General features: G+C 67.6%; 28 protein-coding genes and 1 pseudogene. 16 read left to right on the top strand and 13 right to left on the bottom strand.

Annotated features, from left to right (window positions below):
• Positions 1 to 31 precede the first annotated feature (31 nt).
• Genes pdhA through ACQ5DX_RS06660 form a run of 3 tightly spaced genes read left to right on the top strand, consistent with a single transcriptional unit; the run spans position 32 to position 3459 of the window.
• Positions 32 to 1150: a pyruvate dehydrogenase (acetyl-transferring) E1 component subunit alpha gene (gene pdhA / locus ACQ5DX_RS06670; protein WP_430331883.1), complete on the top strand. Its 1119-nt coding sequence runs from the start codon at positions 32 to 34 to the stop codon at positions 1148 to 1150.
• A complete protein-coding gene (locus tag ACQ5DX_RS06665) occupies positions 1147 to 2139 on the top strand; it encodes an alpha-ketoacid dehydrogenase subunit beta (RefSeq protein WP_430331882.1) in 993 nt (330 codons plus the stop codon). Before pdhA ends, ACQ5DX_RS06665 begins: the two co-directional genes overlap by 4 nt.
• A 12-nt stretch (positions 2140 to 2151) precedes the next feature.
• Positions 2152 to 3459: a dihydrolipoamide acetyltransferase family protein gene (locus tag ACQ5DX_RS06660; protein WP_430331881.1), complete on the top strand. Its 1308-nt coding sequence runs from the start codon at positions 2152 to 2154 to the stop codon at positions 3457 to 3459.
• 27 nt (positions 3460 to 3486) lie between these two features.
• Here the strand turns inward: ACQ5DX_RS06660 and ACQ5DX_RS06655 are convergent, their stop codons facing one another.
• Positions 3487 to 4278: a helix-turn-helix domain-containing protein gene (locus ACQ5DX_RS06655; protein ID WP_430331880.1), complete on the bottom strand. Its 792-nt coding sequence runs from the start codon at positions 4276 to 4278 to the stop codon at positions 3487 to 3489.
• Between the two features lie 127 nt (positions 4279 to 4405).
• Here ACQ5DX_RS06655 and ACQ5DX_RS06650 point away from each other — a divergent pair, with 127 nt between their 5' ends.
• Together ACQ5DX_RS06650 and ACQ5DX_RS06645 are read left to right on the top strand one after the other, a co-directional pair.
• A complete protein-coding gene (locus tag ACQ5DX_RS06650) occupies positions 4406 to 4771 on the top strand; it encodes a nuclear transport factor 2 family protein (RefSeq protein WP_430331879.1) in 366 nt (121 codons plus the stop codon).
• A gap of 31 nt (positions 4772 to 4802) precedes the next feature.
• The gene (locus ACQ5DX_RS06645) at positions 4803 to 5132 is read left to right on the top strand and encodes a DUF1330 domain-containing protein (RefSeq protein ID WP_430331878.1); all 330 of its coding nucleotides are present in this window, start codon (positions 4803 to 4805) and stop codon (positions 5130 to 5132) included.
• 5 nt (positions 5133 to 5137) lie between these two features.
• Here ACQ5DX_RS06645 and ACQ5DX_RS06640 read toward each other — a convergent pair whose 3' ends face one another.
• The 3 genes from ACQ5DX_RS06640 to ACQ5DX_RS06630 form a co-directional block, all read right to left on the bottom strand.
• Positions 5138 to 5635 (bottom strand): SRPBCC family protein, encoded by a 498-nt coding sequence (locus ACQ5DX_RS06640; RefSeq protein WP_430331877.1) that lies wholly within the window; start codon positions 5633 to 5635, stop codon positions 5138 to 5140.
• 112 nt (positions 5636 to 5747) lie between these two features.
• Positions 5748 to 6551, bottom strand: a complete 804-nt coding sequence (locus ACQ5DX_RS06635; RefSeq protein WP_430331876.1) for an SWIM zinc finger family protein — start codon at positions 6549 to 6551, stop codon at positions 5748 to 5750.
• Entirely contained in the window at positions 6548 to 9361 is a 2814-nt protein-coding gene (locus ACQ5DX_RS06630) for a DEAD/DEAH box helicase (protein ID WP_430331875.1), read from the bottom strand. The genes ACQ5DX_RS06635 and ACQ5DX_RS06630 overlap by 4 nt, the downstream gene beginning before the upstream one ends.
• Positions 9362 to 9452: 91 nt before the next feature.
• Between ACQ5DX_RS06630 and ACQ5DX_RS06625 the strand changes: the two genes are divergently transcribed.
• Positions 9453 to 9770: a hypothetical protein gene (locus ACQ5DX_RS06625; RefSeq protein ID WP_430331874.1), complete on the top strand. Its 318-nt coding sequence runs from the start codon at positions 9453 to 9455 to the stop codon at positions 9768 to 9770.
• Positions 9771 to 9816: 46 nt separating this feature from the next.
• Here the strand turns inward: ACQ5DX_RS06625 and ACQ5DX_RS06620 are convergent, their stop codons facing one another.
• Positions 9817 to 10296 (bottom strand): MarR family winged helix-turn-helix transcriptional regulator, encoded by a 480-nt coding sequence (locus tag ACQ5DX_RS06620; protein WP_430331873.1) that lies wholly within the window; start codon positions 10294 to 10296, stop codon positions 9817 to 9819.
• A 46-nt stretch (positions 10297 to 10342) separates the two neighbouring features.
• On the opposite strand from ACQ5DX_RS06620, the gene ACQ5DX_RS06615 reads away from it, so the two are divergent.
• Genes ACQ5DX_RS06615 through ACQ5DX_RS06595 form a run of 5 tightly spaced genes read left to right on the top strand, consistent with a single transcriptional unit; the run spans position 10343 to position 13485 of the window.
• Positions 10343 to 11101, top strand: coding sequence for an SDR family NAD(P)-dependent oxidoreductase (locus ACQ5DX_RS06615; RefSeq protein WP_430331872.1), 759 nt, complete (start codon positions 10343 to 10345; stop codon positions 11099 to 11101).
• Entirely contained in the window at positions 11098 to 11802 is a 705-nt protein-coding gene (locus ACQ5DX_RS06610) for a hypothetical protein (RefSeq protein ID WP_430331871.1), read from the top strand. Before ACQ5DX_RS06615 ends, ACQ5DX_RS06610 begins: the two co-directional genes overlap by 4 nt.
• Complete coding sequence (locus ACQ5DX_RS06605; RefSeq protein ID WP_430331870.1) at positions 11799 to 12620, top strand: SGNH/GDSL hydrolase family protein; 822 nt, start codon at positions 11799 to 11801, stop codon at positions 12618 to 12620. Before ACQ5DX_RS06610 ends, ACQ5DX_RS06605 begins: the two co-directional genes overlap by 4 nt.
• Complete coding sequence (locus ACQ5DX_RS06600) at positions 12617 to 13261, top strand: NAD(P)-dependent oxidoreductase (protein WP_430331869.1); 645 nt, start codon at positions 12617 to 12619, stop codon at positions 13259 to 13261. The genes ACQ5DX_RS06605 and ACQ5DX_RS06600 overlap by 4 nt, the downstream gene beginning before the upstream one ends.
• Positions 13261 to 13485 carry a hypothetical protein gene (locus ACQ5DX_RS06595; protein WP_430331868.1) on the top strand — a complete coding sequence of 75 codons (225 nt, stop codon included), beginning with the start codon at positions 13261 to 13263 and terminating at the stop codon, positions 13483 to 13485. Before ACQ5DX_RS06600 ends, ACQ5DX_RS06595 begins: the two co-directional genes overlap by 1 nt.
• A 550-nt stretch (positions 13486 to 14035) precedes the next feature.
• Here the strand turns inward: ACQ5DX_RS06595 and ACQ5DX_RS06590 are convergent.
• The 6 genes and pseudogenes from ACQ5DX_RS06590 to ACQ5DX_RS06565 form a co-directional block, all read right to left on the bottom strand.
• Positions 14036 to 14751 (bottom strand): annotated as a pseudogene (locus ACQ5DX_RS06590) (DUF2199 domain-containing protein).
• Positions 14752 to 14845: 94 nt separating this feature from the next.
• Positions 14846 to 15640, bottom strand: coding sequence for an ABC transporter ATP-binding protein (locus ACQ5DX_RS06585; RefSeq protein ID WP_430331867.1), 795 nt, complete (start codon positions 15638 to 15640; stop codon positions 14846 to 14848).
• A 14-nt stretch (positions 15641 to 15654) separates the two neighbouring features.
• Positions 15655 to 16569, bottom strand: a complete 915-nt coding sequence (locus ACQ5DX_RS06580) for an ABC transporter permease (RefSeq protein ID WP_430331866.1) — start codon at positions 16567 to 16569, stop codon at positions 15655 to 15657.
• A complete protein-coding gene (locus ACQ5DX_RS06575; protein ID WP_430331865.1) occupies positions 16566 to 17591 on the bottom strand; it encodes an ABC transporter substrate-binding protein in 1026 nt (341 codons plus the stop codon). The genes ACQ5DX_RS06580 and ACQ5DX_RS06575 overlap by 4 nt, the downstream gene beginning before the upstream one ends.
• Positions 17592 to 17677: 86 nt before the next feature.
• Positions 17678 to 18733 carry a 3-keto-5-aminohexanoate cleavage protein gene (locus ACQ5DX_RS06570; protein ID WP_430331864.1) on the bottom strand — a complete coding sequence of 352 codons (1056 nt, stop codon included), beginning with the start codon at positions 18731 to 18733 and terminating at the stop codon, positions 17678 to 17680.
• Between the two features lie 218 nt (positions 18734 to 18951).
• A complete protein-coding gene (locus tag ACQ5DX_RS06565) occupies positions 18952 to 20043 on the bottom strand; it encodes an AraC family transcriptional regulator (RefSeq protein ID WP_430335564.1) in 1092 nt (363 codons plus the stop codon).
• 208 nt (positions 20044 to 20251) lie between these two features.
• On the opposite strand from ACQ5DX_RS06565, the gene ACQ5DX_RS06560 reads away from it, so the two are divergent.
• The 5 genes from ACQ5DX_RS06560 (at position 20252) to ACQ5DX_RS06540 (ending at position 23676) form a co-directional block, all read left to right on the top strand.
• Positions 20252 to 20638 (top strand): carboxymuconolactone decarboxylase family protein, encoded by a 387-nt coding sequence (locus tag ACQ5DX_RS06560; protein WP_430331863.1) that lies wholly within the window; start codon positions 20252 to 20254, stop codon positions 20636 to 20638.
• A 64-nt stretch (positions 20639 to 20702) separates the two neighbouring features.
• The gene (locus tag ACQ5DX_RS06555) at positions 20703 to 21749 is read left to right on the top strand and encodes an ABC transporter substrate-binding protein (protein WP_430331862.1); all 1047 of its coding nucleotides are present in this window, start codon (positions 20703 to 20705) and stop codon (positions 21747 to 21749) included.
• A 125-nt stretch (positions 21750 to 21874) separates the two neighbouring features.
• Positions 21875 to 22705 (top strand): shikimate 5-dehydrogenase, encoded by an 831-nt coding sequence (locus ACQ5DX_RS06550; RefSeq protein WP_430331861.1) that lies wholly within the window; start codon positions 21875 to 21877, stop codon positions 22703 to 22705.
• A complete protein-coding gene (locus ACQ5DX_RS06545) occupies positions 22706 to 23188 on the top strand; it encodes a DUF6328 family protein (protein WP_430331860.1) in 483 nt (160 codons plus the stop codon).
• Positions 23189 to 23217: 29 nt separating this feature from the next.
• Positions 23218 to 23676, top strand: coding sequence for an acyl-CoA thioesterase (locus ACQ5DX_RS06540; RefSeq protein WP_430331859.1), 459 nt, complete (start codon positions 23218 to 23220; stop codon positions 23674 to 23676).
• Between the two features lie 10 nt (positions 23677 to 23686).
• Here the strand turns inward: ACQ5DX_RS06540 and ACQ5DX_RS06535 are convergent, their stop codons facing one another.
• Both ACQ5DX_RS06535 and ACQ5DX_RS06530 read right to left on the bottom strand, forming a co-directional pair.
• A complete protein-coding gene (locus tag ACQ5DX_RS06535) occupies positions 23687 to 24715 on the bottom strand; it encodes a phosphotransferase family protein (protein ID WP_430331858.1) in 1029 nt (342 codons plus the stop codon).
• 141 nt (positions 24716 to 24856) lie between these two features.
• The gene (locus ACQ5DX_RS06530; RefSeq protein WP_430331857.1) at positions 24857 to 25327 is read right to left on the bottom strand and encodes an Lrp/AsnC family transcriptional regulator; all 471 of its coding nucleotides are present in this window, start codon (positions 25325 to 25327) and stop codon (positions 24857 to 24859) included.
• Between the last annotated feature and the right edge of the window lie 117 nt (positions 25328 to 25444).

The following is a 25444-nucleotide window of genomic DNA, read 5'->3' as shown; positions in this document are numbered from 1 at the left end:
GCGGTGTGTCCGGGCGAAAAGGAGAACCCACATGCCCTCGAATACCAAGTCCCCGCGCGCGTCGACTCGACGCTCGACGGCCACCCCACCCTGTGCCGGTGCGCTCACGGATCGGCAACTGCTGGGCTTCTACCGGCAGATGGTGTTGATCCGTCGCTTCGAGGAACGCGCCGCCCGCGCCTACACCGAGGCGAAGGTCGGCGGCTACTGCCATTTGAATCTCGGCGAGGAGGCCACGGTCGCCGGTCTCATGGCGGCCGTGCAACCCGACGACTACATGTTCACGAACTACCGGGAGCACGGGTACGCAATCGCCCGCGGCATCGATCCTGCGCGAGTGATGGCGGAGCTGTACGGCCGCTCCGACGGTGTGTCCCGCGGGTGGGGCGGGTCGATGCACATGTTCGACATCGCCTCCCGGTTCATGGGCGGGTACGGGATCGTCGGCGGCCAGGTGCCGCTGGCGACGGGTGCGGCGCTGGCGATCGATTACCGCGGCGGCTCCGAGGCGGTGGTGTGCCTGATGGGTGATGGGACGACGAACATCGGGGCGTTCCACGAGTCGTTGAACATCGCGGCGCTGTGGGGACTTCCGATCGTCTACACCGTCGTCAACAACGGCCTCGGCATGGGCACCACCGTGGAACAGTCGTCGGCCGAACCGGAGCTGCACAAGCGCGCCGCGTCCTACCGGATGGCCTCGGCCAGGGTGGACGGCAACGATCCTGTCGCGGTGCACGCGGCGGCCCAGGTCGCACTCGCCAGCGCGCGGAAGGGTAAGCCGTACCTGCTGGAAACCGTGTCGGGCAGGCTGAAGGGGCATTCGGTGGTCGATCCGGCCCGCTACCGCAGCCGCGAGGAGGCCGAGGCGCTGAAGGCCGCCGATCCGGTCGCCGCGTACGCAGTGCGGCTGTACGAGAAGGGGTTGCTGACCGACGAGCTCATCGCGCAGATCGACGCCGACGCCGTCGGAGCCGTCGCGGCAGCGGTCGAGTTCGCCGACGCAAGCCCGTTTCCGGACGTCTCGACGCTCTTCGACTACACCTATGCCACCCCGGTGCCGAACGATTCCCGCCGACTGCCCGGAAGTGCCTTGTTCCCAGCCCCGCCGAGAGCGTCGGCCGACGAGCGTGCGGGGGTGTCCGCATGAGCGTGATCAGCTACCGGCAGGCGCTGCACGACGCGTTGCGCAGCGAGATGCTGCGCGACCGGGACGTGTTCCTCATCGGTGAGGAGATCGGCCTGTTCGAGGGGTCATACAAGATCACTGCCGGAATGCTCGCGGAATTCGGACCCGAACGGGTACGCGACACCCCGATTGCCGAAGAAGGCTTCACCGGCGCCGCGATCGGCGCCGCCATGCTGGGACTGCGGCCGGTCGTGGAGATCATGACGATCAACTTCTCCCTGCTCGCACTCGATCAGATCGTCAACCACGCCGCAAAGATCTACGGCATGTTCGGCGGCCAGGCCCGCGTGCCCCTGGTGATCCGAACACCCGGCGGCGGAGGGCAGCAGCTCGGCGCCACGCACTCACAGAACATCGAGCTCTACTACGCGTTCGTGCCGGGCATGAAGGTTGTGGCCCCCTCCAACCCTGCGGACGCGAAGGCACTGATGCTCGCCGCGATACGCGACGACGATCCGGTGCTCGTGCTCGAGAACCTCGCCCTCTACAACACGACCGGCGAGGTCCCCGACCACGATGAGCCGGCACAGATCGGCAAGGCCGCCGTCACCCGCAAGGGCACCGACATCACCGTCGTCGCCTACTCCCGGATGGCCGCCGTCGCACTCGAGGTCGCCGAGCAACTCGCCGACGAGGGCATCGACGTCGAGGTCGTCGATCTGCGCAGCCTCCGCCCGCTCGACCGGGACACGATCGTCACGTCCGTAAAGAAGACGAACTGCGCGGTCGTGCTCGAAGACGACTGGCTCACCTACGGGATCGGCGCCGAGATCGCCGCGACCATCTCCGACGGTGCGTTCGACTGGCTCGACGCCCCTGTCCGACGAGTCGCCATGGCCGAAGTCCCCCTTCCCTACTCCAAGCCCCTGGAGACCGCCGCGCTGCCCTCGGCAGACGACGCGATCACCGCAATCCGCGAAACGCTCGACGCCGTCGCCCGACGCCGCTGAGAGGACACCAACATGATCGACATCCTCATGCCACGCCTGTCCGACACCATGACCGAAGGCGCCATCTCCGCCTGGCACAAGCAGCCCGGTGACCCGGTCTCCCCGGGAGACCTCCTCGTCGAGATCGAGACCGACAAAGCCATCATGGAACAGGAGGCCTACGAAGCCGGCACCCTCGTCGAGATCCTCGTCGCCGAGGGCGAGAACGTCCCGATCGGTGCACCGATCGCCCGGCTCGACAACGGAACCGACACACCGGCAGGAACTGCCCCCGCACCCGTCCGGGTCGATTCGTCTCCGGCCGCCGTGCCGACATCCGAGCTCAACGGGACCCAACAATCGGAAGCCGACAGGTCCAGTGCCACGCGGGAGCCTCAGGAGCGCGGTGCGACACTGCCGACGGTGCCGGTGTCCAACGGGCATCCGGAGCGTCGCATCGCAACACCGTTGGTGCGCAAGCTCGCTCGGGAACGCGGCATCGACCTCGCGACGGTTTCGGGGACCGGCCCGGGCGGACGCATCGTCCGCGCCGACCTCGATGCTCGACCCACAGATTCTGCGATCTCACCGTCGATCGAATCCGGTGCAGCGCCGGTACCTCCGCCCGCGGTGTCGGACCAGCGTGAACCGCGGCCGGTGCCGTTCGACGCCGTCCGCCAGGCGATCGCCACCCGATTGACCTTGAGCGGCACCACCGTCCCGACCTTCACCGCGACCGCGTCCGCGGACGTCGGCGAGCTCCTCGAACTCCGCGCCCGGATCAACCACGCGAACGCCGACACCGGCGTGAAGGTGAGCGTCAACGACATCGTGGTCCGCGCCGTCGCTCTCGCGCTGCGCGCCCATCCCGGGATGAACGCCTCCTACGATCCCGAGGAGCGCGGCCGGACCCTCATCCACCAGCGGATCCACGTCGGCGTCGCTGTGGCCTCCCCCTCCGGGCTCGTCGTGCCGGTTGTCCGGGACGCCGACCGCGCCGCGGTCACCACGATCGCCGCCACGACGCGGGACCTGGTCGGCAGGGCCGCGGACCGGAAGTTGACGACTGCGGACATGAGCGACGGCACGTTCACGATCAGCAACCTCGGCATGTACGGAATCGAACAGTTCACCGCGATCATCAACCCGCCCCAAGGTGCGATCCTCGCGGTCGGCGCCGTGCGCGAAGAACTTGCCTTGGACGGAGGCACGGTGGTGGCCCACAAGCGATTGCGCTACACGATCACCGCCGACCATCGCATCATCGACGGCGCGCTGGCGGCCCAGTTCCTCGCCACGTTGTCCGGGCTGCTCGAAAATCCGTTGCGAATCGTGGTGTGAGTAGCCGGAACGACGAGCGCCCCCGCTTCAGTGATCGGAGCGGGGGTGCTGCGCCGCCAGATACTCCGCCGTCGCGCCGTCCGCCGGGAAGAACGTCTCGATCGCGAGTTCGGACACCGACACGTCGAGAGGCGTCCCGAACACCGTCGTCGTGCTCAGGAACGCCAGGTCGTGTTCCCCGACGCGGACCCGCAGGGGCACGACGAGCGCCGGCCCCGGCCCGGCCGCGTCGATTCCGCCCGGATAGTCCGCGAGCTCGGCGCGAAGACGACGCAGCTCCGCGTCGCCGGTCGCGTCGATCTGGTGGTCGAGCCGGTGCAGCACGTGTGCCCGCCACTGCCCGAGGTTCGTGATCCGCGGGGCCATCCCGTCGGGGTGCAGGCTCAGCCGCAGCACGTTGACGGGCGGCTCGAGCAGCCAGTGCGCGGCGCCGTCCGTCAGCAGCGCCACGGTGTCGTTCGCGTCCACGAGGTTCCAGTGCCGATCGACCACCAGTGCCGGCATCGGCGCGTGCGCATCGAGGATCGTCCGGATCGCGTCGGCGACCACCGCCATCGGCACGTCGGAGAGCGTGTGTTCCGGGAAGGCCGGAGCGAAGCCCGCCGCAAGCAGCAGGGCGTTGCGGTCCCGCAGGGGGATGTCGAGATGCTCACCGAGGCGCAGCAGCATCGCCCGGGTCGGCTTGGCGCGCCCCGTCTCGAGGAAGCTGACGTGCCGCGTCGACACCTCGGCTCGGTTGGCCAGGTCGAGTTGTGTCATGCGGCGGTGTCCACGCCATCGCCGCAGAAGTTCCCCTGCCGACTCCTGTACCCGCGTCATGCTCTCGACCCTAGGCGGTGCGGTGAATGCTCCCCATTACCTCCGAGGTAATCGACCGGCGGGCGTCCACGGCGCAGGCTCGTTCGCAGAGGCCGGACCCACCGGCCACTCACGAAAGGGATTCGAGATGAACGACTTCGACGCACTGGTCCAGCGCTACCTCGACACCTGGAACGAGACGGATTCGGACAAGCGCTCGGCCCTCGTCGCGGACCTGTGGGCCGCGGACGGCCGCTACGTCGACCCGATCGGCAGCGCCGAGGGTCCTGCCGCGGTGAGCGCCCTCATCGGGTCCGTGCAGCAGCAGTTCGACGGCATGCGGTTCGAGCTCGCCGGCGACGTCGACGCCCACCACGACCAGGCCCGGTTCACGTGGGCGCTCGGTCCCGTCGGCGCCGAACCCCTCGTGATCGGGTTCGACGTCCTCGAGCGTGACCCGGCCGGCAAGGTGCGCCTGGTGCTCGGATTCCTCGACAAGGTCCCCACTGCCTGACCGCGACCACCTACGACAACCCGGAGGAATCATGTCCGCTTTCGCAATAGCCCACCTGCGGTCCGTCGATTTCGGCGCCGACGTCGTCGAGTATCTCGAGCGGATCGACGCCACCCTCGCGCCGTTCGACGGCCGGTTCGTCGTCCACGGATCCGAGAAGACCGTCCTGGAAGGAGACTGGGTGGGCGACCTCGTCATCATCGAGTTCCCCAGTCGGGGCCAGGCCTTGGAGTGGTACCACTCCCCCGCCTATCAGGACATCGTCGGTCTGCGCACCGAGAACTCCGACGGCACGGCCATCGTCGTCGACGAGGTCGCGCACCCGCACCGCGCCACGGACGTGATCGTGCCGGCGTCGTAGCTTCGTCAGGCAGGGGCGGTGGCCAACTGCGCGAGCATCGCGAGGTTGGCCACTATCCCGTCGCGCCACACGGACATCCGGTGGGCGATGATCGCGCCTTCCTTGTCCGGATGCTGGGCGATGAAATCGGAGAGGGGTGACCGTCCGGTGCCGGCCTTGGCCCACTGCCGGACGATGGCGCCGTCGCCGTCGGATTCGACCTCGAAGCCCCACACAGCAATCGGCGCCTCGACCGGACCCACGCACCACACCCAACGGCGACCGTCCTCGACCTCGACGATCTCCGGCTCGGTGTGCCATTCCCCCATCTGAGGGTTGGCGTTGTGACCGCGGAATCGGGCACCGACCGCGACTCCGGTCGCCCCGTCCAGCCACTCGACGCGCTGCAGCTCGCCGTCGGTGCGAGTGGGCAGTTCGATGTCGGTGACGAGCGCCCAAGCCTGCTCCGGGCTGCAGGACAGGCGTTCGAAAACCTCGATGGTGGGGGTGTCGCGCAGACGCATGGGGCTCCTTCAGGTTTCGGGCTCGAGATTCGAAGGTGACGCTACGTCGATGCTAGGGGACGCCCCGTCACCGCGCGTCGAAGGTGCGCGCGTCGGAGGTGCGCGCGTCGGATCAGCGCCGCCGCCGGAACCCGCTCCCCAACGCCCGGTAGCACTCGTCGAGGTCACGCAGGGCCGCAGCCACGTCCGCCTCGTCCTCCACCCCTGCCCGGAGCACCTTGCGCAGCAACGTCGCGTCGAGATCGTCCGGGGCGGCGGCGAATTCGATCTCGGGCAGATGCGTGTACCGCACGTTGTCGCCGAAGTGGTCACCACCAGCGCTGGGATCGGGCTCCTCGTCCTCGCCGCCGACGGCCCGCATGAGCGTGTCGAGGTCGAGTCCCCGCACCGTGAGCATCGTGATCGGTTCGCGGTCGACGCGCTCCGCCAGCAGGTACGCGACGGCGGCGACGTGCTTGCACGGCCACCCGGGATCGGGACACGTGCAGTCGAAGTCGAGTTCGCGCCCACCGTCCGGCAGCAGCATCGGTGCCAGTTCCTGCGGCACCGATCCGGCCGCGAGCGCCGCGAGCGTGCCCGGCGTGGAGCGGATCGTCTCGACCAGTTCGGCGGTGTGCTCGTCGTCCAGTGTGCGCAGCGTCAATACCGCGGTGAACGGCGCGATCTGGCTGCCCTGCACCTCGCCGGTGACCCGGCCGGCGGCGATGTCGAGCGCGACGACCTGGCCGCCGCGGGCGTAGGTGCGGCCGCGGCTGAGCCGGCCGGTATCGCCGACCCGCTCGAGCGCGTCGATCAATGCGCGCCCCCACCAGCCGCGTGCGAACGCACCCCGCTTGGATACGGATTCGACACCGCCGACCACGGGCCGACGCTTCCCGAAAGCACTGAAGTCGGGGCGACCGCGTTCCGGACTCATTCGCCCACCGCCTCCTCACCGAGGATCAGCAGGTCGTGGAGCTGATCGGTGCTCATCTCCGTGATCCACTTCTCGCCGGTCCCGATCGCAAGATCCGCGAGTTCCTGCTTGTTCGTGATCATCGAGTCGATCCGCTCCTCGAGCGTGCCGACGCACACCAGCTTGCGCACCTGGACGTCGCGGCGCTGCCCGATCCGGAACGCCCGATCGGTGGCCTGGTTCTCCACCGCCGGGTTCCACCAGCGGTCCAGGTGCACAACGTGATTGGCGGCCGTCAGGTTGAGTCCGGTGCCGCCGGCCTTGAGGGACAACAGCATGATCGGCGGTCCGCCGTCGTCCTGGAACCGCTCCACCATCCGGTCCCGGCGCGCCTTGGGGACCCCGCCGTGCAGGAACGGCACGTCCACGCCGAACCGCTCCGACAGGTACGGCACCACCAGGTCGCCGAACTCCCGGAACTGCGTGAACAGCAGCGCCCGTTCACCGTCGGCGGTCACCGAGTCGAGGATGTCCTCGACCAGACCGAGCTTGCCGGACCGGTGGCGTCCGCGGCGCAGCACCCCGGATCCGTCGCCGAGGAAGTGGGCGGGATGGTTGCACACCTGCTTGAGCCGCGTGAGCGCCGAGAGTACCGCACCCTTGCGCTGCATCCCCTCGGTGTCCTTGATCTTCTTCAGCATGTCGTCGACCACCGCCCGGTACAGCGCGGCCTGCTCGACGGTCAGGTTCGCCCGCATCGTCATCTCCTGCTTCTCCGGCAGGTCGGAGATGACGGTGGGATCGGTCTTGACGCGGCGCAGGATGAACGGCGACGTGACGGCCCGCAGCCGGGTGACCGCGGCCTCGTCCTGCTCCCGCTCGATCGGTACCGCGAATCGGGCGCGGAAGGCCTGCGGGCTGCCGAGCATTCCGCGGTTGACGAAGTCGAGGATCGACCGCAACTCGTCGAGCCGGTTCTCCACCGGCGTACCGGTCAGGGCGATGCGATGTGCGGCGGGAATGGCGCGCGCGGCGCGGGCCTGCGCCGTCGCGGAGTTCTTGACGTGCTGCGCCTCGTCGAGCACCACACGACGCCACACCTGCTCCCCCAATGCCTCGACGTCACGCGCGAGCAGCGAGTACGTCGTGATGAACAGGTCGCTCGAGCGGACCGCGTCGGCCAGGTCCTCGCCGCGGCTGCGCCCGGCGCCGTGATGGACGTGGACCCGCAGGTCGGGGACGAACCGGGCCGCCTCGCGCTGCCAGTTGCCGACCACCGACATCGGGCACACCAGCAGCGTCGGCGTGTCGGAGCGTTCGTGTGCGAGCAGCGCCAGCAACTGCAGCGTCTTACCCAGGCCCATGTCGTCGGCCAGGACGGCGCCGAGCCCCGTCTCGCTCATGAACGCCAGCCAGTCCAGACCCCGCTGCTGGTAGTGCCGCAGTTCGGCCTGCAGCCCGGAGGGCTTCGGTACCGGCGTCGGCTGGAGGGTGCCGTCGAGCAGCGTGCCCACCCACCCGGTGGCCTGCACCTCCTCGACCGGCACCGGCGGTCGTTCCGCCTCCGTCAGCTGCCCCAGCAACCCGCCCAGGGTGCCCTGGTCTGCGGAATTGCGTTGCGTCACATAGCGGGCGGCCTGCGCCAGCACCGCGGTGTCGGCCTGCACCCACTGCCCCCGCAACCGCACCAGGTCGCCCTGCGCGTTCGCCAGACGCGTCAGCTCGTCGGGGGTGAGGACGATGTCGCCGACCGCGAGTTCCCAGTCGTAGCCGACGATCTCGTTCATGCCGACGGCGCGATCCTCGGCCGCGGCGGGCACCGGCGGCGACGACACGCGCACCCGCAGCGACGGCGTTACCACCGCCCACGCGCGCGGCAGCAGCAGCGTGATGCCGGCGTGGTGCAACGCCCGCGCGCCGTGCAGCACCAGGTCGGTGACGACCGGCGTCGGCAGCAGCAGGTCGAGACTGTCCGGGTCGGTGGGCAGGTCCCGCAACCGCGGGTAGGCGGCCACGGCCGCACCCAGCTTGCGGACGGCGATCTCGAGGAGTCGAGAGTCTGTGCGGTGCAGTAGGATCGGCGACGGCGCTTCCCCCTCGGGACGCAGGCACACCTGCAGACGCCACAACGCGTCGGCGACGACCTCGGGTTCGTTCCCGTCCACCAGTTCCTCGTCCGGTTCGAGCAGCCGCAGCACCAGTTCCGGCTCGTCGACCGTGAGGCTCTCACGCCACGCGTCGAGACCGCTCGCCATCCGATGATTGCCGCCGTCGTACGGCTCGCCGCGCAGCAGCGCCCGCAAGAGCGGATGCTCCGCGTCCCGGTCGCCGAGCAATTCCCGAACCACCGCGTCGGTGATCTCGGCGACAAAGTCGTCGAGGATCTCGCGGGGGCTGCCCTCGAACCGCTGCACCGGGGGCATCGCCGCCGACAGTTCGGCGAGCCACGCGCGCTGACGTTCCCCGCCGACGAGCCGCCACCGCGGCCACCAGTGCCCCTCCGCCCGATACAACTCGGGCACGACACGGCCCGCCCGCGCCCAGCGTTCGACACCGCGCGCCACGTGCGCGAGGTACCGAAGATCGCCCGAGACCTGCGGGGCGTCGTCCGGGACGGCGAGCAGGACGTCGGCTGCCTCGGCCGGCGCGAACGCCAGGACCGGAACCCGCAGCGGCTGCACGCCGACCGGACCGGGTACCTGCACGGTGTGGTGGCGACGGAAACGACGACGCAGTATCCGGGCCAGCGGCTCCGGCAGATCGGGCAGCTCGGACTCCGGGCCTCGCCACAGCATGAGGCCCGCCCCCGGCGACCAGAGCCCGTGCAGCATGCGATCCATCCAACCAGCCCCGGCCGACATCCCTGGAGTTCACCCTGTCACCAGGCCATACTGGGCGCAGACGAAAATCGGGAGCACGGTCATGTCGATCATGGTTCAAGTCTTCGAACAGGTGTACTCGCCCAATACGCCGTGGCAGCAGCGCAAGGTCGCCTTCGTCGACGCCGATCACATCGTCGCGATGCGCCTCGACGGCCAGGCCGGGGTGTGGCTCGACGTCACCAAGCACGGCGAATCCCACCGGCTGGCCACCACCCGATCCCCCGAGCAGGCGATCTACTTCCTGCTGAGCGTCTTCGGCAAGATCGCCGAATGCCGACGCAACGGCGGCTCGTGGCTCATCGGTCACGACGGCGTCGACGCCGGCACGATCCACGCCGCGCAGTTCCCGCACTCCTGACGCGATACGAAAGGCCGCTGGGCGAACCGATCCGGACACGCCCGTCTCATCCGCGGGCTGCGCGGTACCCGGGATGCACATTGGGTGTGAGTTCGTGGCTCGCTGCGATCTTGTTCAGCAAGGTCGCGAGGGTGTCCCGCTCCTCTTCGGTGAGCGCCTTCGCCATGTCGGCTTCGTGCGCCGCGCCGATATGGCGCATCCGACCCATGACGGCGCGACCTTCGTCCGTGAGCCGAAGTTCGTAGATTCGCCGGTCGCGCACGCTCCGCTCACGAGCAACCAGGCCCTTCTTCTCCAGACCGTCGATCAGAACGACGACGCGACTCGGGGCGACGCTGAGCCTGTCCGCGAGAGCCTGCTGACTGAGACCCGGCTCGGTAGCGATGAGTCTCAGGATCCCGATATCGCTGGGCTGCAGGGCAAGAGCTTCGAGTCGCTCGGCGAAGCGTGCCGCAGCGAAGGCCCCCACCTGGGCGAGCAGGAAGCTGACACGAGACGTGGCGAGGGGGTGTTGAGGGTCTGACACCACGCAATGCTAGCGCAACAGAATCATTCACTGCTATGAATGATTCATGACTATTACTGAATCGCTGTCCGGTCACGTTGCTCTGATCACCGGCGCATCGGGCTCCATCGGCGCCGAGGTCACCCGGACGCTGGCACGCCTAGGTGCCGACGTTGCTGTTCACGGACGTACCCCAGCGGTCCTCGACGCGCTCGTCTCCGAGGTGCGGCAAGGGGGCGGCGCCGGCGCCGGCTACGTCGGAGATGTGAGCGACGCCGATCATCTCGCCGAGGTCGCAGCCGATGCGACGCAGAGGCTCGGGCCGATCGACGTGCTCGTCACGCTTGCCGGCGGCGCCGGTGCGCCCGCTCCGACCGCGACCCTCGGTCCCGATCGGTGGAGAAGTGTGATCGACACCGACCTGACGTCGGTGTTCCTCACCATCCATGCGGTACTCCCCGGAATGCTGGAGCGGGGTGGAGGGCGGATTGTGACCGTCGCTTCGAGTGCCGGCCGTCGACCGTCCCAGGCGAACGCGGCCTACGCCGCTGCGAAGGCAGGCGTAGTCATGCTCACCGAGCACATCGCGAAGGAGTACGCAGAGTCGGCCGTCCGGGCCAACTGCGTGGCGCCGTCCATCATCCAGACCGCCGCACTGAACAAGCGCATACCTGCGCCCCAGCGCGACGCGATTGCCTCCCGAGTGCCCCTCGGCCGAATCGGACAGCCGGTCGACGTCGCCGAAGCGATCGCCTTCCTCGTCAGCGACCGCGCCTCATGGATCACCGGGACGACTCTCGACGTCACAGGAGGAATGACGTTATGACCGCCACACTCACCAGTCCGCGCCGCGCCCGGACAGGGCCGCCGTTGCCGCCCATCGCAATCGCGACCGTCGCACTTTTCATGGCCTCACTGGTACTTCCGATCGTCCTTGCCGGCGGTGCGACCTACCCGTCCCCCTACTCGGACGAGACCGCCATCGTCGAGTACTTCCACACCGATACGACCCCGGTCCTCGTCATGGCACTACTGCAGTTCGCCGCCGCGCTCCCGCTGGCGATCTTCGCCGCCACAGTGTCGGTGCGACTGAACCGCCTCGGAGTCCGTGCACCCGGACCCACGATCGGTCTCGTGGGCGGGGTTCTCGCGTCGGCGTCCATGGCGTCGTCGGCACTTGTCACCTGGACTCTCACCCGGCCGGAGATCTTGGGGCACACCGAACTCGTGCGGTTTGTGCACGACCTTGCGTTCATCACCGGCGGCCCCGGATTCATCGTGCCCAACGGCCTGCTCATCGCAGGAATCGCCGTGCCCGGTTTGATCGCTCGAATTCTGCCGCGCTGGCATGCCCGGGCAGGTCTCGTCATCGCCGGCCTCGCGATGGTGGCAACGCTGACCGTCGCGCTTCCCGCGTTGTCGATCCTGCTCCCGATCGTGCGGTTTTCATCGCTGGCCTGGATCGTCTTGGCCGCGTTCGTCATTCCGACCGAGGCCCATGTCATCGACAGGAAGGACCAGAAATGACCAACCCGATGCTCGAGAAGCTCATCCGATTCCAGCGCCCCGAGCACACGCTGCCCTACGCTCGAAATCTGAGCGTCGAGACACTGTCCGGTATTTTCGGCACCGACGAGGACCACTATCGCTCCGTCCTCAACGCTTTCGACGTCCAGCGCACGGCGGTGGCAGCCCGGCTCACTGCCGACCCACAGGTCAGCGCACATCTCGAGAAACTGCCGTTCGAACGGGGCGCTCGCCTGGTGGCCATCGGCGAGAGCACCACCGCCGACCGGCTTTCATGGTTCGAGATACTGCGTGCAACGCTCGAAACACAGCGTCCCGATCTCGAGCTGAGTTTCGCCAACCTCGCAGTCGCCGGCGCCACCAGCACGCAGATGCTCGCGGCGGTACCAGCGATCCGGAGACAGACAGCGGACTGGACATTCTGCATGCTCGGCGGGAACGACTCCCAACGCTTGGGCTCTCCCGACGGACCCCAGTTGGTGACCCGACAGGAGACGCTACGAAATCTCACCGAGCTTCGCGCCCAGGCGATCCCGGGTGACGACTCGCACTGGGTATGGGTGACCCCGACACCGGTCGACGAGCCACTTGTCGCAGCGTTCCCGTTCTTCCGCGACGCCGGAATAGTGTGGACGAACGCCGACCTCTCATCTCTCGCCGCCGCGATCCTCGACATGACCGACCTCGCGGTCGACAGCACGCCGGCTGTTGCCGACGTTCACGCCTTCACCGAGGACGGCCTGCACCTCAGCATCGCGACTCAAGAAGCGCTTGCCGCCCGTGTCCTGCAAGCACTCTCCGAGGGTGAGTTGCGATGAAAGTCCTCCTGCTCGGCGCAACCGGTGGAACCGGAGCCGCGGTGCTTGCCCAGGCAGTCTCCGCTGGACACGACGTCACTGTGATCGCCCGCCACCCGGAGAGAATCGTGCATCGAGAGAGTTCGTCGCTGAGGATCGTCTCGGGCGATGTCCTCGAAGCCGGCCACTGGAAACACGCTGCCGCCGAACACGATACGGTGCTGTCCCGCTTGGGAAGCACCGACCGAAGACGCCCCACGACGGTCTATTCCGAAGGGACCCTCAACGTGCTCGCCGCGATGGGTCCGAGTCCATCCCGCCGACTCGTCTGCCTATCTTCCGCCGGACTCGACATCTCCCCGGACACGCCCGTCCTGCAGAAGATCGTCACTCGTCTCGTCGTCCAGCGGATGTACCGGCACGGGTATGAGGACATGAGACGAATGGAGGCGTCGTTGCGTACCCAAGAGGCCGAGTGGACGGTAATTCGAGCGCCGATGCTCACGGACAGGCCCCCCACGGGCAGTTACCGCACCGCTGTCGACGCCCGGCTGCCAAACGCCGGAACCATCTCCCGCGCCGACCTAGCTCACTACATGCTGTCTGCAATCGATGATCGCTCGACATGGAAAGCGACTGTGGAAATCTCCGGAGGTCGCTGATGCACCCGCCGGCATGGTCGGGACCACACCGGCGCGGGCCCTGCATTACCAAACACGGCGAGTCGCACCGGCTGGCCACCACTTCGTCGCCGGAGCAGGCGATCTACTTCCTCCTGAGCATCTTCGGCAAGATCGCCGAGTGCCGGCAGAACGGCCGTTCGTGGCTCGTCGGCCACGACGGCGTCGACGCCGGTTCGATCCACGCCGCGAAGTTCCACTCCTGACCAGTCCTGCCGGTGCCGTCCGACGCACTACTCGAGTTCTCGGTTCTCAACCCAGAGCTTCCTTCAGATCGCGTGGGATCTGCCAGGAGAGGTCGATTTGTCGCAAACCCAACCCCTCCCGGCCAGAACGTCGCGGCCGATGATCGACCCACTACGGTCACGCGGGTTGCCTTCGGTCGCACCCGCCACTCCGGTGAGGAAACCTCACTGCATTCCAGACTGGGCGGTATCAGTCTTTACGCTCCCTGAACCGAGAACGCGCCCCACAAAGAACCAATCGGAAACGGCGGAGGGAAGCCGAAGAGGCCGCTGACTATAGGCCCCAAGCTGATGCTCAGTTCGGTCACTTTCCGTACACCTCGTTCTCTTCGTAGTTACAGTCCGCTGTTTGCGGTCTGCGAAATATCTGATCTCCATGTCCCAGTAGGCACGCAGGTAGACGCACCTGGAGTGAGTGCAGCACTGGACGAGAAACCTGCCTGTTTGGAACGGTCAGAACATATCGTGTACCGACTGGCTCTTCTCGATTTTCCGCTATATCGGGCTGGCCTCAACCTCTCGACCTACCGACGGGCCGGCCTGCGCGGCTTCGGATTCGGTGTTTCGGGCCGGTGGGCGTGGCCGACAGTCCCTGCCGCGGTACAGCAAACGGTAGCTGACCATCCGAGGGTCGTCGGGCCTCAGAGCTTGGGTACATCATGATTTCGGTGATTTCGCGGATGCGGTCCAGGGTGATGCCGGCGCATTGTTCCACGGCGAGGGGGTGGTCCGTGGGTTCCGGCTCGACGAACGGCCGCTCGCCGATCGGGCGAGTGTGAGCCCTGGTCTTCAAGTTGAGGGTGGTTGGCGAATAGATGGTGAGCTCGGTGGTCATCCAGCCGAAGTAGGGCTGTTCGGACTCGCGGCCCGGTGTATCCCAGAGGTCGGTGACCCGGCGAAGTTGCCGCCGCTCAGCGACACCCAAACACCCCAGGCGAACACGTCGTCGCTCCCGGCGACCAGGAGCTCGATCAGGCGTTTGATAAAGAAGTACTGATCGCCGATGACGCACTGGTCCTCCGAGAGTAGGTAGCCAGGGGCCCCGCGAGGCCCGGGTCCCAGATAGCGGGAGCCGTCATCGAGTAGCTCATCGGCAGCTCGGCGTGATGCTCGCCGCAGCACGAGCAGGCGAATCCAGTGTCGCTGGTCATAGGGCGCAAACCTACGGCTATGACGAAGGAGCCGTTCGGAAATGCCGGAACGCTCCACGCCGCGAAGTTCCCGCATTCCTGACGTTCGACCGGGGTGGCCGGGAACGCGGCAGGGGGCCGGCCCATCGACTGGGCCGGCCCCTGCTCGATGTCTCGGAAGTGCTGCGAGGTCAGTGCTTGTTGAGTGTTTCGCGGAGTTCGGCGAGCATGTCCCGGTACTCGGCGGAGCTCTCGGTGTCGATGTTGTCGCGGGGCCGGTCGAGTTCGACTTTCATGTCGATCACGATCCGGCCTTCGCGCATCGCGACGACACGGTCGGCGATCAGCAGCGCCTCGTTGAGGTCGTGGGTGACGAACACGACCGTCTGCCGTTCCTGGCTCCACACGTTGAGGAATTCGTCGCGCACGACGTCGCGGGTCTGCGCGTCGAGGGCGGAGAACGGCTCGTCCATGAGGATCAGGGCGGGTTTCATCACCCACGTCCGGGCCAGGGCGACGCGTTGGCGCATGCCCTGGGACAGCTGCCAGGGGTAGCGGTCCGCCGCCGACTCGAGGCCGACCCTGCGCAGCATGTCCATCGCCCGCTCGCGCCGCTCGGCCTTGTCGACGTGGGCGATCTCCATGCCCAACTCGACGTTGCGTAGTGCGGTCCGCCACGGGTAGAGGGCGTCGCGGGCGAACATGTAGCCCATCTGCGAGCGAGCCTGGGCGGGGCTGGTGCCCAGCACGGACACCGAACCGGTGGTCGGCTGGATCAGCCCGCCCATCAGGTTCAGCGCGGTGGTCTTGCCGCAGCCGCTGTGCCCGACGAGCACCAGCAGCTCGCCGCGCTTGCCGGTGATCGACAGATCCCGCACACCCGAGTACGTGGTGGCTCCCGGCGGGGTGTAATCCAATGTCGCGGAGCGGATCTCGAAGGCCGGATCCTCGATGGTGTCGGCGCCGGCGGCGCCCGTTGTGGTCACGGTCGAATGCGTCATCATGAGTCCTGAGGGGGTTGCCAACGGAGAATTGCCTTCTCGATGCGGCCCGAAGCCGCGTTGAACGCCGCCGCGATGATCGCCAACACGATCAACGCCGCGTACACGGTGCCGAGGTCGAACGCGGCCGAGGACGCGGAGATCTGTTGGCCCAGACCGGCAGTCGACGCGATCAACTCCGCGCCGACCACGCCGAGCAGCGAGTAGATCAGGCCCAGCCGCAGGCCCGCGAAGATCGAGGGCACCGCTACCGGCAGCAGCACCTTGTAGAAGCGCTGCCACTTGTTCGCGCCCATCACCACCGACAGTCGCAGCAGCTCCGGGTCCGCGCTCGAGACACCCGCGCGGGTGTTGATGGTGATGATGAAGACCACCAGGGTGAAGGCCAGCACGATCTTCGAGGTCGAGCCGATGCCGAAATAGATCACGAACACCGGGGCCAACGCGATGCGGGGCATGGCGTTGATCGCGTCCAGGAACGGGGAGACCACTGCCTCCACACTCGGGGCCAGCGCCAGACCGATGCCCAGCGCGACACCGATCACCGCGCTGGCGACCAGCGCGATCAATGCCGCCGACACCGTCGACCACAGATCCGGCCAGAAGGTGCCCTTGTCCTGCCAGGCCACGAACGCCTTCCACACCAGCTGCGGGTTCGAGACCACCAGCTTGTTGCTGCCGGCGAAGTTGTAGGTCAACTGCCACAGTCCCAGCAATGCGACCAGTAGCAGGAGCTGCACCGCCAGCAGCGGCGCACCCGACAGCTTCGCCTTCACACCGGTCGCACCGACGACGACCTTCTTCTTGTTCTTCGCCTTGACGGCGGCGGCAGGCTTACCGCCGCGCGCGACGTCCGCGCCAGTGGACGTCGCGGGGGTTTCGGGTCGGGCAACCCGGGCGGGTGTCACGCTCATCGGGGATCACCTCCTGCGCAGGGCGCGTAAACGGTATCGGCGAAGTCCGGCGCCTCGGGAGCGGGCGAACCGGCCAGCGGGGCCTGCGCCTTCCAGGACTCCTCGGTGATGGTCAGGGGCATGTACACGTGCTTGATGGAGTCCCACAGTGCCGGCGCGCCCTCGGGCGAGACGCCGACGAGCTCACCGAGCCACTTCGCCATCGTCGCGGCGTTCTGCGGATCCTGGGAGAAGTCGTAGGCATCCCACATGGCCTTGCAGTAGTTGAGCACGTCGTTGGGGCGCTGTTCGATCGTGTTGCACGACGCGGACGGGTAGCCCTGGACCAGCGGGGAGAGCGCGTTGCCGTCCCGGCCGACGATGTCGGTCACGCGGACGACGCCCGACGGGGGCAGCTGTTCCTCCATCGTGGGGCCGTAGTACATGGCGTCGACCTGCTTGGCCTTGAACGCCTGGATGGCGGTCGCGGGGGCGCCGACGGCCACGAACGTGACGTCCTTCGCCGGGTCGAGGCCCGCCTCGTTCAGCAACTCGGTGATCCACAGCTCCATGCCGGACCCACGGGACGTGACACCGATGGTCTTGCCCTTCAGGCTCTGCATGGTGGTGTTCGGATCGGTGGGGTCGCCCTTGATCTCGGTGCCCGGCTGCGCGATGACCTCCAGCGTGTTGCCGAGCGTGGAGCCGAGCGCCTTCACGCAGGCGCCCTTGTCGGTTGCCGGCCACAGCGTGCCGGGGACCATGGTGCCGACCGTGAGGTCGTTGGAGATCACCGCGGCGGACTGGGCGGTGGTCAATGACGGCGGCATCAACTCGACGTCGACCCCACGCTTGTCGAAGAACCCCTCGTTCTCGGCGACGACCGCCATCAGATCGCCGGGCACGCCCTGGGTGATGCCGACCTTCATCACACCGCCGTCTGCAGCGGAGGTGTCCCCACCGCATGCCCCCAGGGTGATCGCGCCGACGGTCGTTGCGGCAATCGCTACCGTCTTGACCGCGCGCGTGCGGATTGTGCTCATGAAAAGTCCTCTGGTTACTGAAGTTTGGTGGAGGCAGGCGGGTGCACGCCCTGTCCTGCCTCGGCAAGGCTTGCGCCGGCGGATCGTCAGGCGTGCTGGGTGAAGCCGACCTGGCCGGGGCGGCGGTTCGGCGCGTAGCCGAGCTTTTCGAGGGTCTCGTCGGCGTCCTTGTAGGTGGTGCCGATCTTGTAGATGTCGCGGGCTTCCTTCGCCGTGGCGACCTCGCGGCCGAGTTCCTGGGCGACGCGGACCAGTTGACGGACCTGCTCGGCGGAGGTGATCTTGACCTCGCCGCTCGGCGCCCACAGGTTGTCCTCGTTGCCGCAGCGCGGGTGCAGGCCCATCGCGATCGCCATCGTGTTGACCGGCAGCACCGACCGCATGAGAGTCTCGAGGGTCAGGCAGGCGCCGTCCGGGACCCGGTTGATGAACTGCATCATGTTGTACGGGTTCGGGCCGTCGAAGCCGCCACCGATCGCCACCCACGTCAGGTTCAACGGACCGGTGTACACGCCGCGACGGATCAGCCGCTCCACCGTCTCGAGCTGCGGAATGCTCGACAGCTGGAAGTGCGGCTGGATCCCGGCGGCCTGCAACCGACGCAGGTGCTCCTCGACCCACTCCGGGCCGGCCGGCACCGTCATCTCGCGGTAGGTGTGGGCAAGCTCGGCGTTCTCCAGCGAGGTGCCCTTGATGTCGCCCGGCGTCATCAACTCCATGATGTTCATCTGGCTGGTGTTGATCGCGATCGTCACCTGGTCCGGCTTCGGATCCAGCTCCGCGAGCATGTGACGAACGTTGTCCGGCAGCCACTTCGCGTCCGCCCCATCACCCTCCGGCGCGAACGAGATCGAGCCACCGACCTGCAGGATCATCTCCGGCACCGCCTCACGCAGGCGGCCGAGGAGCTCGTTGAACTTCGACAGGCGCTTGGAGCCCTTGCCGTCCTCCTCGCGCACGTGGATGTGCAGCACGGTCGCGCCCGCCTCGAAGCAGTCCACCGCCTGCTGGACGTGCTCGTCCATCGTCAGCGGCAGATCCTCGGGGAAGTCCTCCACCGCCCACTCCGGGCCGTACGGCGCGACGGTGATGACCAGCTTGTCCTGGTTCTCCGGGAAGAACGCATCGTCTTGGAAATGCATTGCAGATCTCCATTCGTGGAAGAGGCGCCAGCCGGAAACACAGACTGGGCCAACGCGGTATGCCGTCACACGTCATCGACGATGGGGACGACACCACACGCGGCTACCGGGGTGACGCAGATCACGGTAGCGCGGGCCTCGGACTCAAACTTGACGGTTTGGGTCGCGAAACTTGACGAATTGGGAGGATCTTCACGGAGCCGTTGCCACGGCTCGGTTCACCCGGACGGCCTCGCGCCGGACGCCGGCTTCGCAGCCGAACTTCCAAGCGGAACTGGAGGTTTCGGCGGCGGCCTCCATCCGCCCCGCCCCGTCGAACCATCGGCTGCGAACTTCTTCGCCCACGCCCGTGGGCTTACGCCGAATCGCTGCCGGAACCACCGAGAGAAGGCGCTCAGCTCCGAGAACCCCAGCTCGGCGGCCAGCTCGGTGAAGGAGCAATTGCCGTGCTCGATCGCCAGCTGGGCGTGCTCTCTGCGCACGGCGTCGAGGATCGACGAATACGACTCGCCCGAGTCGGCCAGATGGCGATGCAGAGTGCGTCGGTCCATTCCCAAGCTGCGGGCGATCCGTGAGGCGGAGCAACTTTCGGTGGGCAGGAGCGCGGCGATGAGATCGCGAACCTGGAACGACATCGAGGTGCCGGTGGCCGGGGCCAGCAGCCCGAGGTACTCCTGCGCGAAGGGGCGCAGCAGCGGGTTGGACAGTGGGTTCGGTGTGTCCAGGTCGCTGGACGGAATGATGATCCCGTCGATCTCGTGCCCGAAGATCACGGTCTCGCCGAGCATCCGGTGGTGCATCTCGGTGTCCGGTGGGGCCTCGTGCGCGAAATAGACGGCCACCGGGCGCCAGTCCGCGGGGAGCAGATCGGCAAGGATTCGAAAGACGGACGCGACCACCAACTCGATCGACTGGCGGCCCAGGGTGATCCCGGAGGCGGACTGCACGTGGAACGTGGCCAGGCCTCGGGACTCGGTCAGAGTCAGACCGATGGCCTCGTTGTGCAGGTTCAGGTGACGTAGGACGATGCCCAACGCGCTGCGGACGTCGGGTTCCTCCCGGGCGACGAGTCCGACCGGGCCGAGACTGGACAGACCGCGGTCGCCGGACATCCGGATGCCGAAGTCCGCGCAGCCGGACTGAGCCGCCGAGATTTCCAGCAGGCGGTCCACCGAGTGCGCCGAGATCCACCCGGTGGTGGCGGCGAAGGCACCCGGGTCGATCCCCACGACTCGCATCAGCGGATGTGGGTTCAGGCCCACCGACTCCGCCACCTCGACATAGCCGTTGAGAACGGCACTTCGGAGCATCAGCACGCGAGAAAACTAGCCCCAATCGTCAAGTTTGGCGACCCGAACCGTCAAGTTTCGACCCGAGCGTCGCGCTACCGTGATCTGCGTCACCCAGGGCACGCCGTTCGAGCGCGGACTCGCGCAGGCGCCCCCATCTGATTTCACTTCGCCGATCCCGGCACAGAGAAACCCGCCGACAGGATCCCGGCCGACAGGAGACGACACGATGAGTCGAACGAACAGCGAATACCCGGTTGTCGAGGGCATGAAGGCTGGCGGTGGCTGGAACGAGCTCTGGGACGGCCTGTACGAGATGGATCCCGAGTGGACCGAGCTGTACATGAAGATGGCGATGCAGCCGTTCCAGAGCGGCCTCATCCCGCCGAAGGTGGTGCAGTTGCTGTGCATCGCCGTCGATGCGTCGGCGACCCACATGTATGCGCCCGGCACGAGGCGTCATATTCAGGCCGCGTTGGACATGGGCGTGACCCCCGAGGAGATCCTCGAGGTGCTCAAGCTCGCGACGATCGTCGGCATCCACTCCTGCAACCTCGGTGTCCCCATCCTCGTCGAGGAGATGGCCGCACGCCGGCAGCGCCCGTCCGAAGACTGATCCCAAGCCGAAGAACCGCCCTGCGCGAGACCCCGAAAAGCCGTACACAGACATGAGGAACCAGATGAGTCGTCAACGTAATTGGACGCGCAACGCGATTGCCCTCCTCGCCGCAGCGGGCACCGCGCTCTCACTGGGAGCGTGCAGCAGCAGCGCTGGGGCCAGCTCCGGGGCCGACGGCGAGGGCGCCGTCCTCAAGGTCGGCTTGTCGCGCGGTGTGCCCGCCGACCTGATGACATACGTCGCGAAGAACGAAGGATTCTTCGACCAGCGTGGGGTCAATGTCGAGCTGGTCACGATGGACAACGCCAACAGCCTCGCGACCGCGCTGATCTCCAATGACATCGCGGTGGACACCATGGTGCCCGCCCTGATGTGGCCGGCGATCGACAAGGGCGCCTGCGTGAAAGCCATGGGCGGCACCGTCGGCAACTCGATGGAGGTCATCGCGCAGCCGGGCACGGAGATCAAGGGCGACCCCACCGATCCCAACACAACTGTGAAGAACCTGAAGGGCAAGACCATCGGTGTGATCGCTCGTGGGTCCGGCACCGAGCTGTGGATCTCCGCGCTGCTCAGCGCGGCGGGCATGGACCCTGCGAAGGATGTCACGTTCGTGGCCGTCGGCGCGCCCGCGACCGCCGTCCAGGCGTTCAAGGCCAAGCAGGTCGACGCCCTCTACTACGGCCCGACGATGGAGGAGGCGCTGCCCCCGTCGGAGGTCGTCCGCGTCACCGACATCGTCGGTCGGGACGGCAATGCCCTCTCACCGCTGGTCCAGGCCTACTACACCACCTCGTGTGCCGCGGCCGAGCAGCGACCCAACGACATCATGAGCTACTGCAAGGCAATCTGGGACGCCTACGACTACTCGCAAGACGCGAAGAACGACGAGGCGATGGGCAAGTGGCTCGCCGAGCTGATCGGTGAGACGCCCGCCGGTGGCGCGAAGGCCTGGGCCACGCTCAAGAACGCCTTCATCAAGCCGACGATTCAGCCGGACGCGTGGACGGCACAGGCACCCCTGGTCGCCTCGCCCGCTCCCGATGTGCCGGACTTCGCCAGCTCGACGTACGCACCGTGCGCAGGCGGCGACCCCCGAGGGGCGTGACGTCTCCGCGGGTTGCCCGGCCCGATTCCCCCGCCCGACCGCCCTCGCGATCGGGCGGGGCGTCGTCGGTGGGTGTCGATGACGAGTCGCCGACACGAGCGCGGGACGGCGGTTAGCGTGGACGGGTGAGCCGCACGATCACCGACACCGTCACCAGGGACACCCGACTGTGCATGTCACTGTCGGGTCGGCCCAGCAACATCGGCACCCGCTTCCACAACTACCTGTACGACGAGCTCGGCCTCGACTTCGTCTACAAGGCGTTCACCACCACCGACCTGCCGGCGGCGATCGCGGGAATCCGCGCCCTCGGCATCCGCGGCTGCGGGGTGTCGATGCCGTTCAAGGAAGCGTGCATCGAGCACGTCGACGTGGTGCACCCGTCGGCGTCCGCCATCGACTCGGTGAACACGATCGTCAACGAGGACGGCGAGTTGCACGCCTACAACACCGATTACCAGGCCGTCGCCGACCTCCTTCAGCGCGCCCGTCTCAGTCCCGACCTCACGGTCGCCGTCGCCGGCAGCGGCGGCATGGCGAAGGCCGTCGTCGCCGCGCTGCGCGACAGCGGATTCCACACCGTCACCGTCGTGGCACGTAACTCGGAGACCGGACCGGCACTGGCTCAGACCTACGGCTTCGAGTGGCAACCGGACCTCGGCGAGGCGCACCCCCAACTCCTCGTCAACGCCACCCCGATCGGCATGGCCGGCGGACCCGACGCCGACGCGTCTCCGTTTCCCGAGGCGACGATCGCCGCGGCGGAGGCCGTGTTCGACGTCGTCGCGATGCCGCCGGACACCCCGCTGGTCCGCGCCGCGACCGCCCGGGGCAAGACCGTCGTCACCGGCGCCGAGGTGATCGCGTTGCAGGCGGCCGAACAGTTTGCGCTGTACACGGGCGTGCGGCCCAGCGACGACCAGATCCGGCGGGCGTCGGAGTTCTCGAGGTCGTAGATGGAGGACCTGCCGCCGCCGATCTCGGACGAGACGCCGAACGCGCGACTCGCCCGAAACTTCAGCGAGCTGCTGCAGGAGCTCCGCGTGCAGCAGGCCGGCGTGCAGATCCTGTTCGCGTTCCTGCTCGCGGTCGTCTTCACCAACGTCTACGCGGAACAGTCCACCTACGTGCGCGCACTGCACCTGGGCACGGTGCTGTGTGCGGCAGCGTCGTCGGCGCTGCTGATCGCTCCTGCGGTGTGGCACCGGATCCTGTTCCGGCACCGACGTCGCGAGGACATCATCCGCCAGGCCAACCGGTGCGCGCTCGCGGGCTCGGCGTTCCTCGCCGCCACGATGGTCGGGACCGTGCTGATCGTCGCCGAGGTCGCGGTCGGCGGCTGGGGCGCCAAGCTCATCGGCGCACTCACCGCGCTGGTGTTCGTCGGGCTGTGGTTCGTCGTTCCGTTCCTGCTGCGACGCGACGACGAGCTGCGCTAGTCGAACGCGAGGCGTTATCGTCTGATCCCATGGCAGCCCGCGACGAGCCCGAGCCGCGCGCCGAGGCGTTCCCGGCGCTGTGGCCCGTGCCGACCCGCTGGTCCGACAACGACCACTACGGGATCGTCGACGGTGTCGCGTACTACTCGTACTTCGACACCGCGGTCAACGGATGGCTCATGGCCAGCACCGGAATCGACATCCGCGAGCTGCCCGCGATCGGGATCGTCGCGGAATCGTCGTGCCGGTTCCTGCGCGAGCTGTCGTTCCCGGACCAACTGCACGTGGGACTGTCGGTCGAACACCTCGGGACCAGCAGCATCGTGTACGCGCTCGCCATCTTCCGGGAGGACCCGGACGGAATCCTGGAACTGGCCGCAACCGGGCGGTTCGTCCACGTGTACGTCGACGCCGACACCCGGAGGCCGGTCCCGATCCCACCCGAGATCCGTAGCGCCGCAAACCTGTTGGTGACCTCCGACGACTAGGCGGACGCGCTCAGCGCAGCCCGACCTCGTCGGCGGTGGCGACCGCGCGCCGCACGATGCCGTCGATGAGTTCGGCTGTCGGACCGCCCCGTTCGGCCCGGTTGCGTGGGTCGTCGATGGTGCGCCGCAGCACTCCCTCGGCGATGATCGCGAGCTTCCACAGCGCCAGGACATGCCAGAAGCCGACGGCGGACACATCGCGCTTGGTCTCGTGGACATAGACGTCGACCAACTCGTCCCGGGTGGGGAAGCCCTCGAGCGTCGACGCCATGAACGGCCCGCGCACGCCGTCGCTGCGCTGCGGCCAGTACGCGAGCAGCCCACCGAGGTCGGCCAGCGGGTCGCCGAGCGTGCACAACTCCCAGTCGAGCACCGCGACGACCCGCCCGTCGTCGGGTGCGGTGATGACGTTGCTCAGATGGAAGTCGCCGTGCACCAGCGTCGTTTCCCGCTGCAGCGGAATGTTGCGCGACAGGCGCTCGGCGAGAGCGTCGACGTCGGGCAGATCGTGAACCTTGGACTGCTCCCACTGCGTGGTCCACCGCTTGAGCTGACGCCCGGCGTAGGGCTTGGCGCTGGCCAGGTCGAGCAGACCGGCGCTCTCGAGGTCGACTCGATGGATGCTCGCAAGTGCCTTGGGCAGTGCCAGTCCGATCGCACGGCGCCGCTCGGGCGTGAGCGGCTCCGCCGCCGCCTCGTCGTCGATCACCAGGCCGTCGACGTAGCTCATGAAGGCCAGCGGGGCATCCGTGATCTCCGGATCCTTTGTGAGACCGAGCATCTTCGGGACCGGAACACCAGTTCCCTGCAGCGCGGAGAGGATTCGATACTCGCGCTCCACGTCGTGGGCGGACGCGAGCAGCTTGCCCAACGGTGGTCGGCGCAGCACCCACCGACCGCCGCCCGAATCACGCACTGCAAACGTCAGATTCGACTGACCGGTGCCGATCCGCTCGTACGACAGCGGCGCCAGGGCACCGACGCCGAGTCCGGTGATCCACGTCGAGACGGCATCCTCGTTCAGGCCCACAATGCCCATTGCGCTCACTCCCCTGCCGTATCTCGCGTAGTTTCGAACGGTAAAGAACGACTGCTCTGCATGTTCGGATTCGACGCCCCCTCGACACCCGTCCGCAGATGCTAGCCTCCCGCAGCTTCTCACGCCGGGATTACGGAATGCTCACTGTCCGGCCGTCCGCTCGAGCAATGGGGCGGTTCGCGGCCCCACCAGCTCCCGCATCACCAGCGCCATGTTGGTGCGTTCCACACCGGGGATCTTGAGGATCTGCCCGGCCAGCCGGTACAGATCGTCCGCATCGGTCGCGACGACCTTCACCGACAGGTCGGTCAGCCCGGTCATTCCGTAGACCTCGACGACCTCCGGGATGTCGGCGAGCGCGTCGACGACGTCGTCGAGTCGGTGCTGGTCCACCTGGGTGGCGACGAAGGCCGCGAGCGGGTAGCCGAGCGCCCGCGGGTCGACCAGACGGTCGAAGCCGCCGAGGGCACCGGATCCCTCCCATCGGGACAGGCGGGCCTGGACCGTGTTGCGCGACAGGCCGAGTCGCTGGGCGAGGTCCACCCCAGTCGCTCGCGGGTTGCGCGACAGTTCGAGCAAGAGGCGGGCGTCGGTGCCGTCGAGAGTGGTCATAATCCGCAGTATGCCCGCACCGGCACCCCCAAAACTGTGCATGCTGCTGAATCGTGACGATGATGCTTGCGCAGATCGCGAAACGGCGGATCCTGTGAGGTGAAGCACAATGATCCG

It is taken from the genome of Rhodococcus sp. ACT016 (assembly GCF_050477185.1).
In the GTDB taxonomy this organism is placed as follows: Bacteria; Actinomycetota; Actinomycetes; order Mycobacteriales; family Mycobacteriaceae; genus Prescottella.
Note: the sequence above shows the minus strand (reverse complement) of the source record. Positions and strands in the feature narration are given on the sequence as shown.

Coding starts and splice junctions, on each gene's coding strand:
- ACQ5DX_RS06570 (WP_430331864.1), bottom strand. CDS start 18,733: ATGCATTTCCAAGACGATGCGTTCTTCCCGGAGAACCAGGACAAGCTG.
- ACQ5DX_RS06575 (WP_430331865.1), bottom strand. CDS start 17,591: ATGAGCACAATCCGCACGCGCGCGGTCAAGACGGTAGCGATTGCCGCA.
- ACQ5DX_RS06640 (WP_430331877.1), bottom strand. CDS start 5,635: ATGCGTCTGCGCGACACCCCCACCATCGAGGTTTTCGAACGCCTGTCC.
- ACQ5DX_RS06600 (WP_430331869.1), top strand. CDS start 12,617: ATGAAAGTCCTCCTGCTCGGCGCAACCGGTGGAACCGGAGCCGCGGTG.
- ACQ5DX_RS06555 (WP_430331862.1), top strand. CDS start 20,703: ATGAGTCGTCAACGTAATTGGACGCGCAACGCGATTGCCCTCCTCGCC.
- ACQ5DX_RS06565 (WP_430335564.1), bottom strand. CDS start 20,043: ATGCTCCGAAGTGCCGTTCTCAACGGCTATGTCGAGGTGGCGGAGTCG.
- ACQ5DX_RS06655 (WP_430331880.1), bottom strand. CDS start 4,278: ATGACGCGGGTACAGGAGTCGGCAGGGGAACTTCTGCGGCGATGGCGT.
- ACQ5DX_RS06530 (WP_430331857.1), bottom strand. CDS start 25,327: ATGACCACTCTCGACGGCACCGACGCCCGCCTCTTGCTCGAACTGTCG.
- ACQ5DX_RS06635 (WP_430331876.1), bottom strand. CDS start 6,551: ATGAGTCCGGAACGCGGTCGCCCCGACTTCAGTGCTTTCGGGAAGCGT.
- ACQ5DX_RS06610 (WP_430331871.1), top strand. CDS start 11,098: ATGACCGCCACACTCACCAGTCCGCGCCGCGCCCGGACAGGGCCGCCG.
- ACQ5DX_RS06630 (WP_430331875.1), bottom strand. CDS start 9,361: ATGCTGCACGGGCTCTGGTCGCCGGGGGCGGGCCTCATGCTGTGGCGA.
- ACQ5DX_RS06605 (WP_430331870.1), top strand. CDS start 11,799: ATGACCAACCCGATGCTCGAGAAGCTCATCCGATTCCAGCGCCCCGAG.
- ACQ5DX_RS06540 (WP_430331859.1), top strand. CDS start 23,218: ATGGCAGCCCGCGACGAGCCCGAGCCGCGCGCCGAGGCGTTCCCGGCG.
- ACQ5DX_RS06625 (WP_430331874.1), top strand. CDS start 9,453: ATGTCGATCATGGTTCAAGTCTTCGAACAGGTGTACTCGCCCAATACG.
- ACQ5DX_RS06535 (WP_430331858.1), bottom strand. CDS start 24,715: ATGGGCATTGTGGGCCTGAACGAGGATGCCGTCTCGACGTGGATCACC.
- pdhA (WP_430331883.1), top strand. CDS start 32: ATGCCCTCGAATACCAAGTCCCCGCGCGCGTCGACTCGACGCTCGACG.
- ACQ5DX_RS06560 (WP_430331863.1), top strand. CDS start 20,252: ATGAGTCGAACGAACAGCGAATACCCGGTTGTCGAGGGCATGAAGGCT.
- ACQ5DX_RS06545 (WP_430331860.1), top strand. CDS start 22,706: ATGGAGGACCTGCCGCCGCCGATCTCGGACGAGACGCCGAACGCGCGA.
- ACQ5DX_RS06595 (WP_430331868.1), top strand. CDS start 13,261: ATGCACCCGCCGGCATGGTCGGGACCACACCGGCGCGGGCCCTGCATT.
- ACQ5DX_RS06660 (WP_430331881.1), top strand. CDS start 2,152: ATGATCGACATCCTCATGCCACGCCTGTCCGACACCATGACCGAAGGC.
- ACQ5DX_RS06650 (WP_430331879.1), top strand. CDS start 4,406: ATGAACGACTTCGACGCACTGGTCCAGCGCTACCTCGACACCTGGAAC.
- ACQ5DX_RS06665 (WP_430331882.1), top strand. CDS start 1,147: ATGAGCGTGATCAGCTACCGGCAGGCGCTGCACGACGCGTTGCGCAGC.
- ACQ5DX_RS06580 (WP_430331866.1), bottom strand. CDS start 16,569: ATGAGCGTGACACCCGCCCGGGTTGCCCGACCCGAAACCCCCGCGACG.
- ACQ5DX_RS06645 (WP_430331878.1), top strand. CDS start 4,803: ATGTCCGCTTTCGCAATAGCCCACCTGCGGTCCGTCGATTTCGGCGCC.
- ACQ5DX_RS06615 (WP_430331872.1), top strand. CDS start 10,343: ATGACTATTACTGAATCGCTGTCCGGTCACGTTGCTCTGATCACCGGC.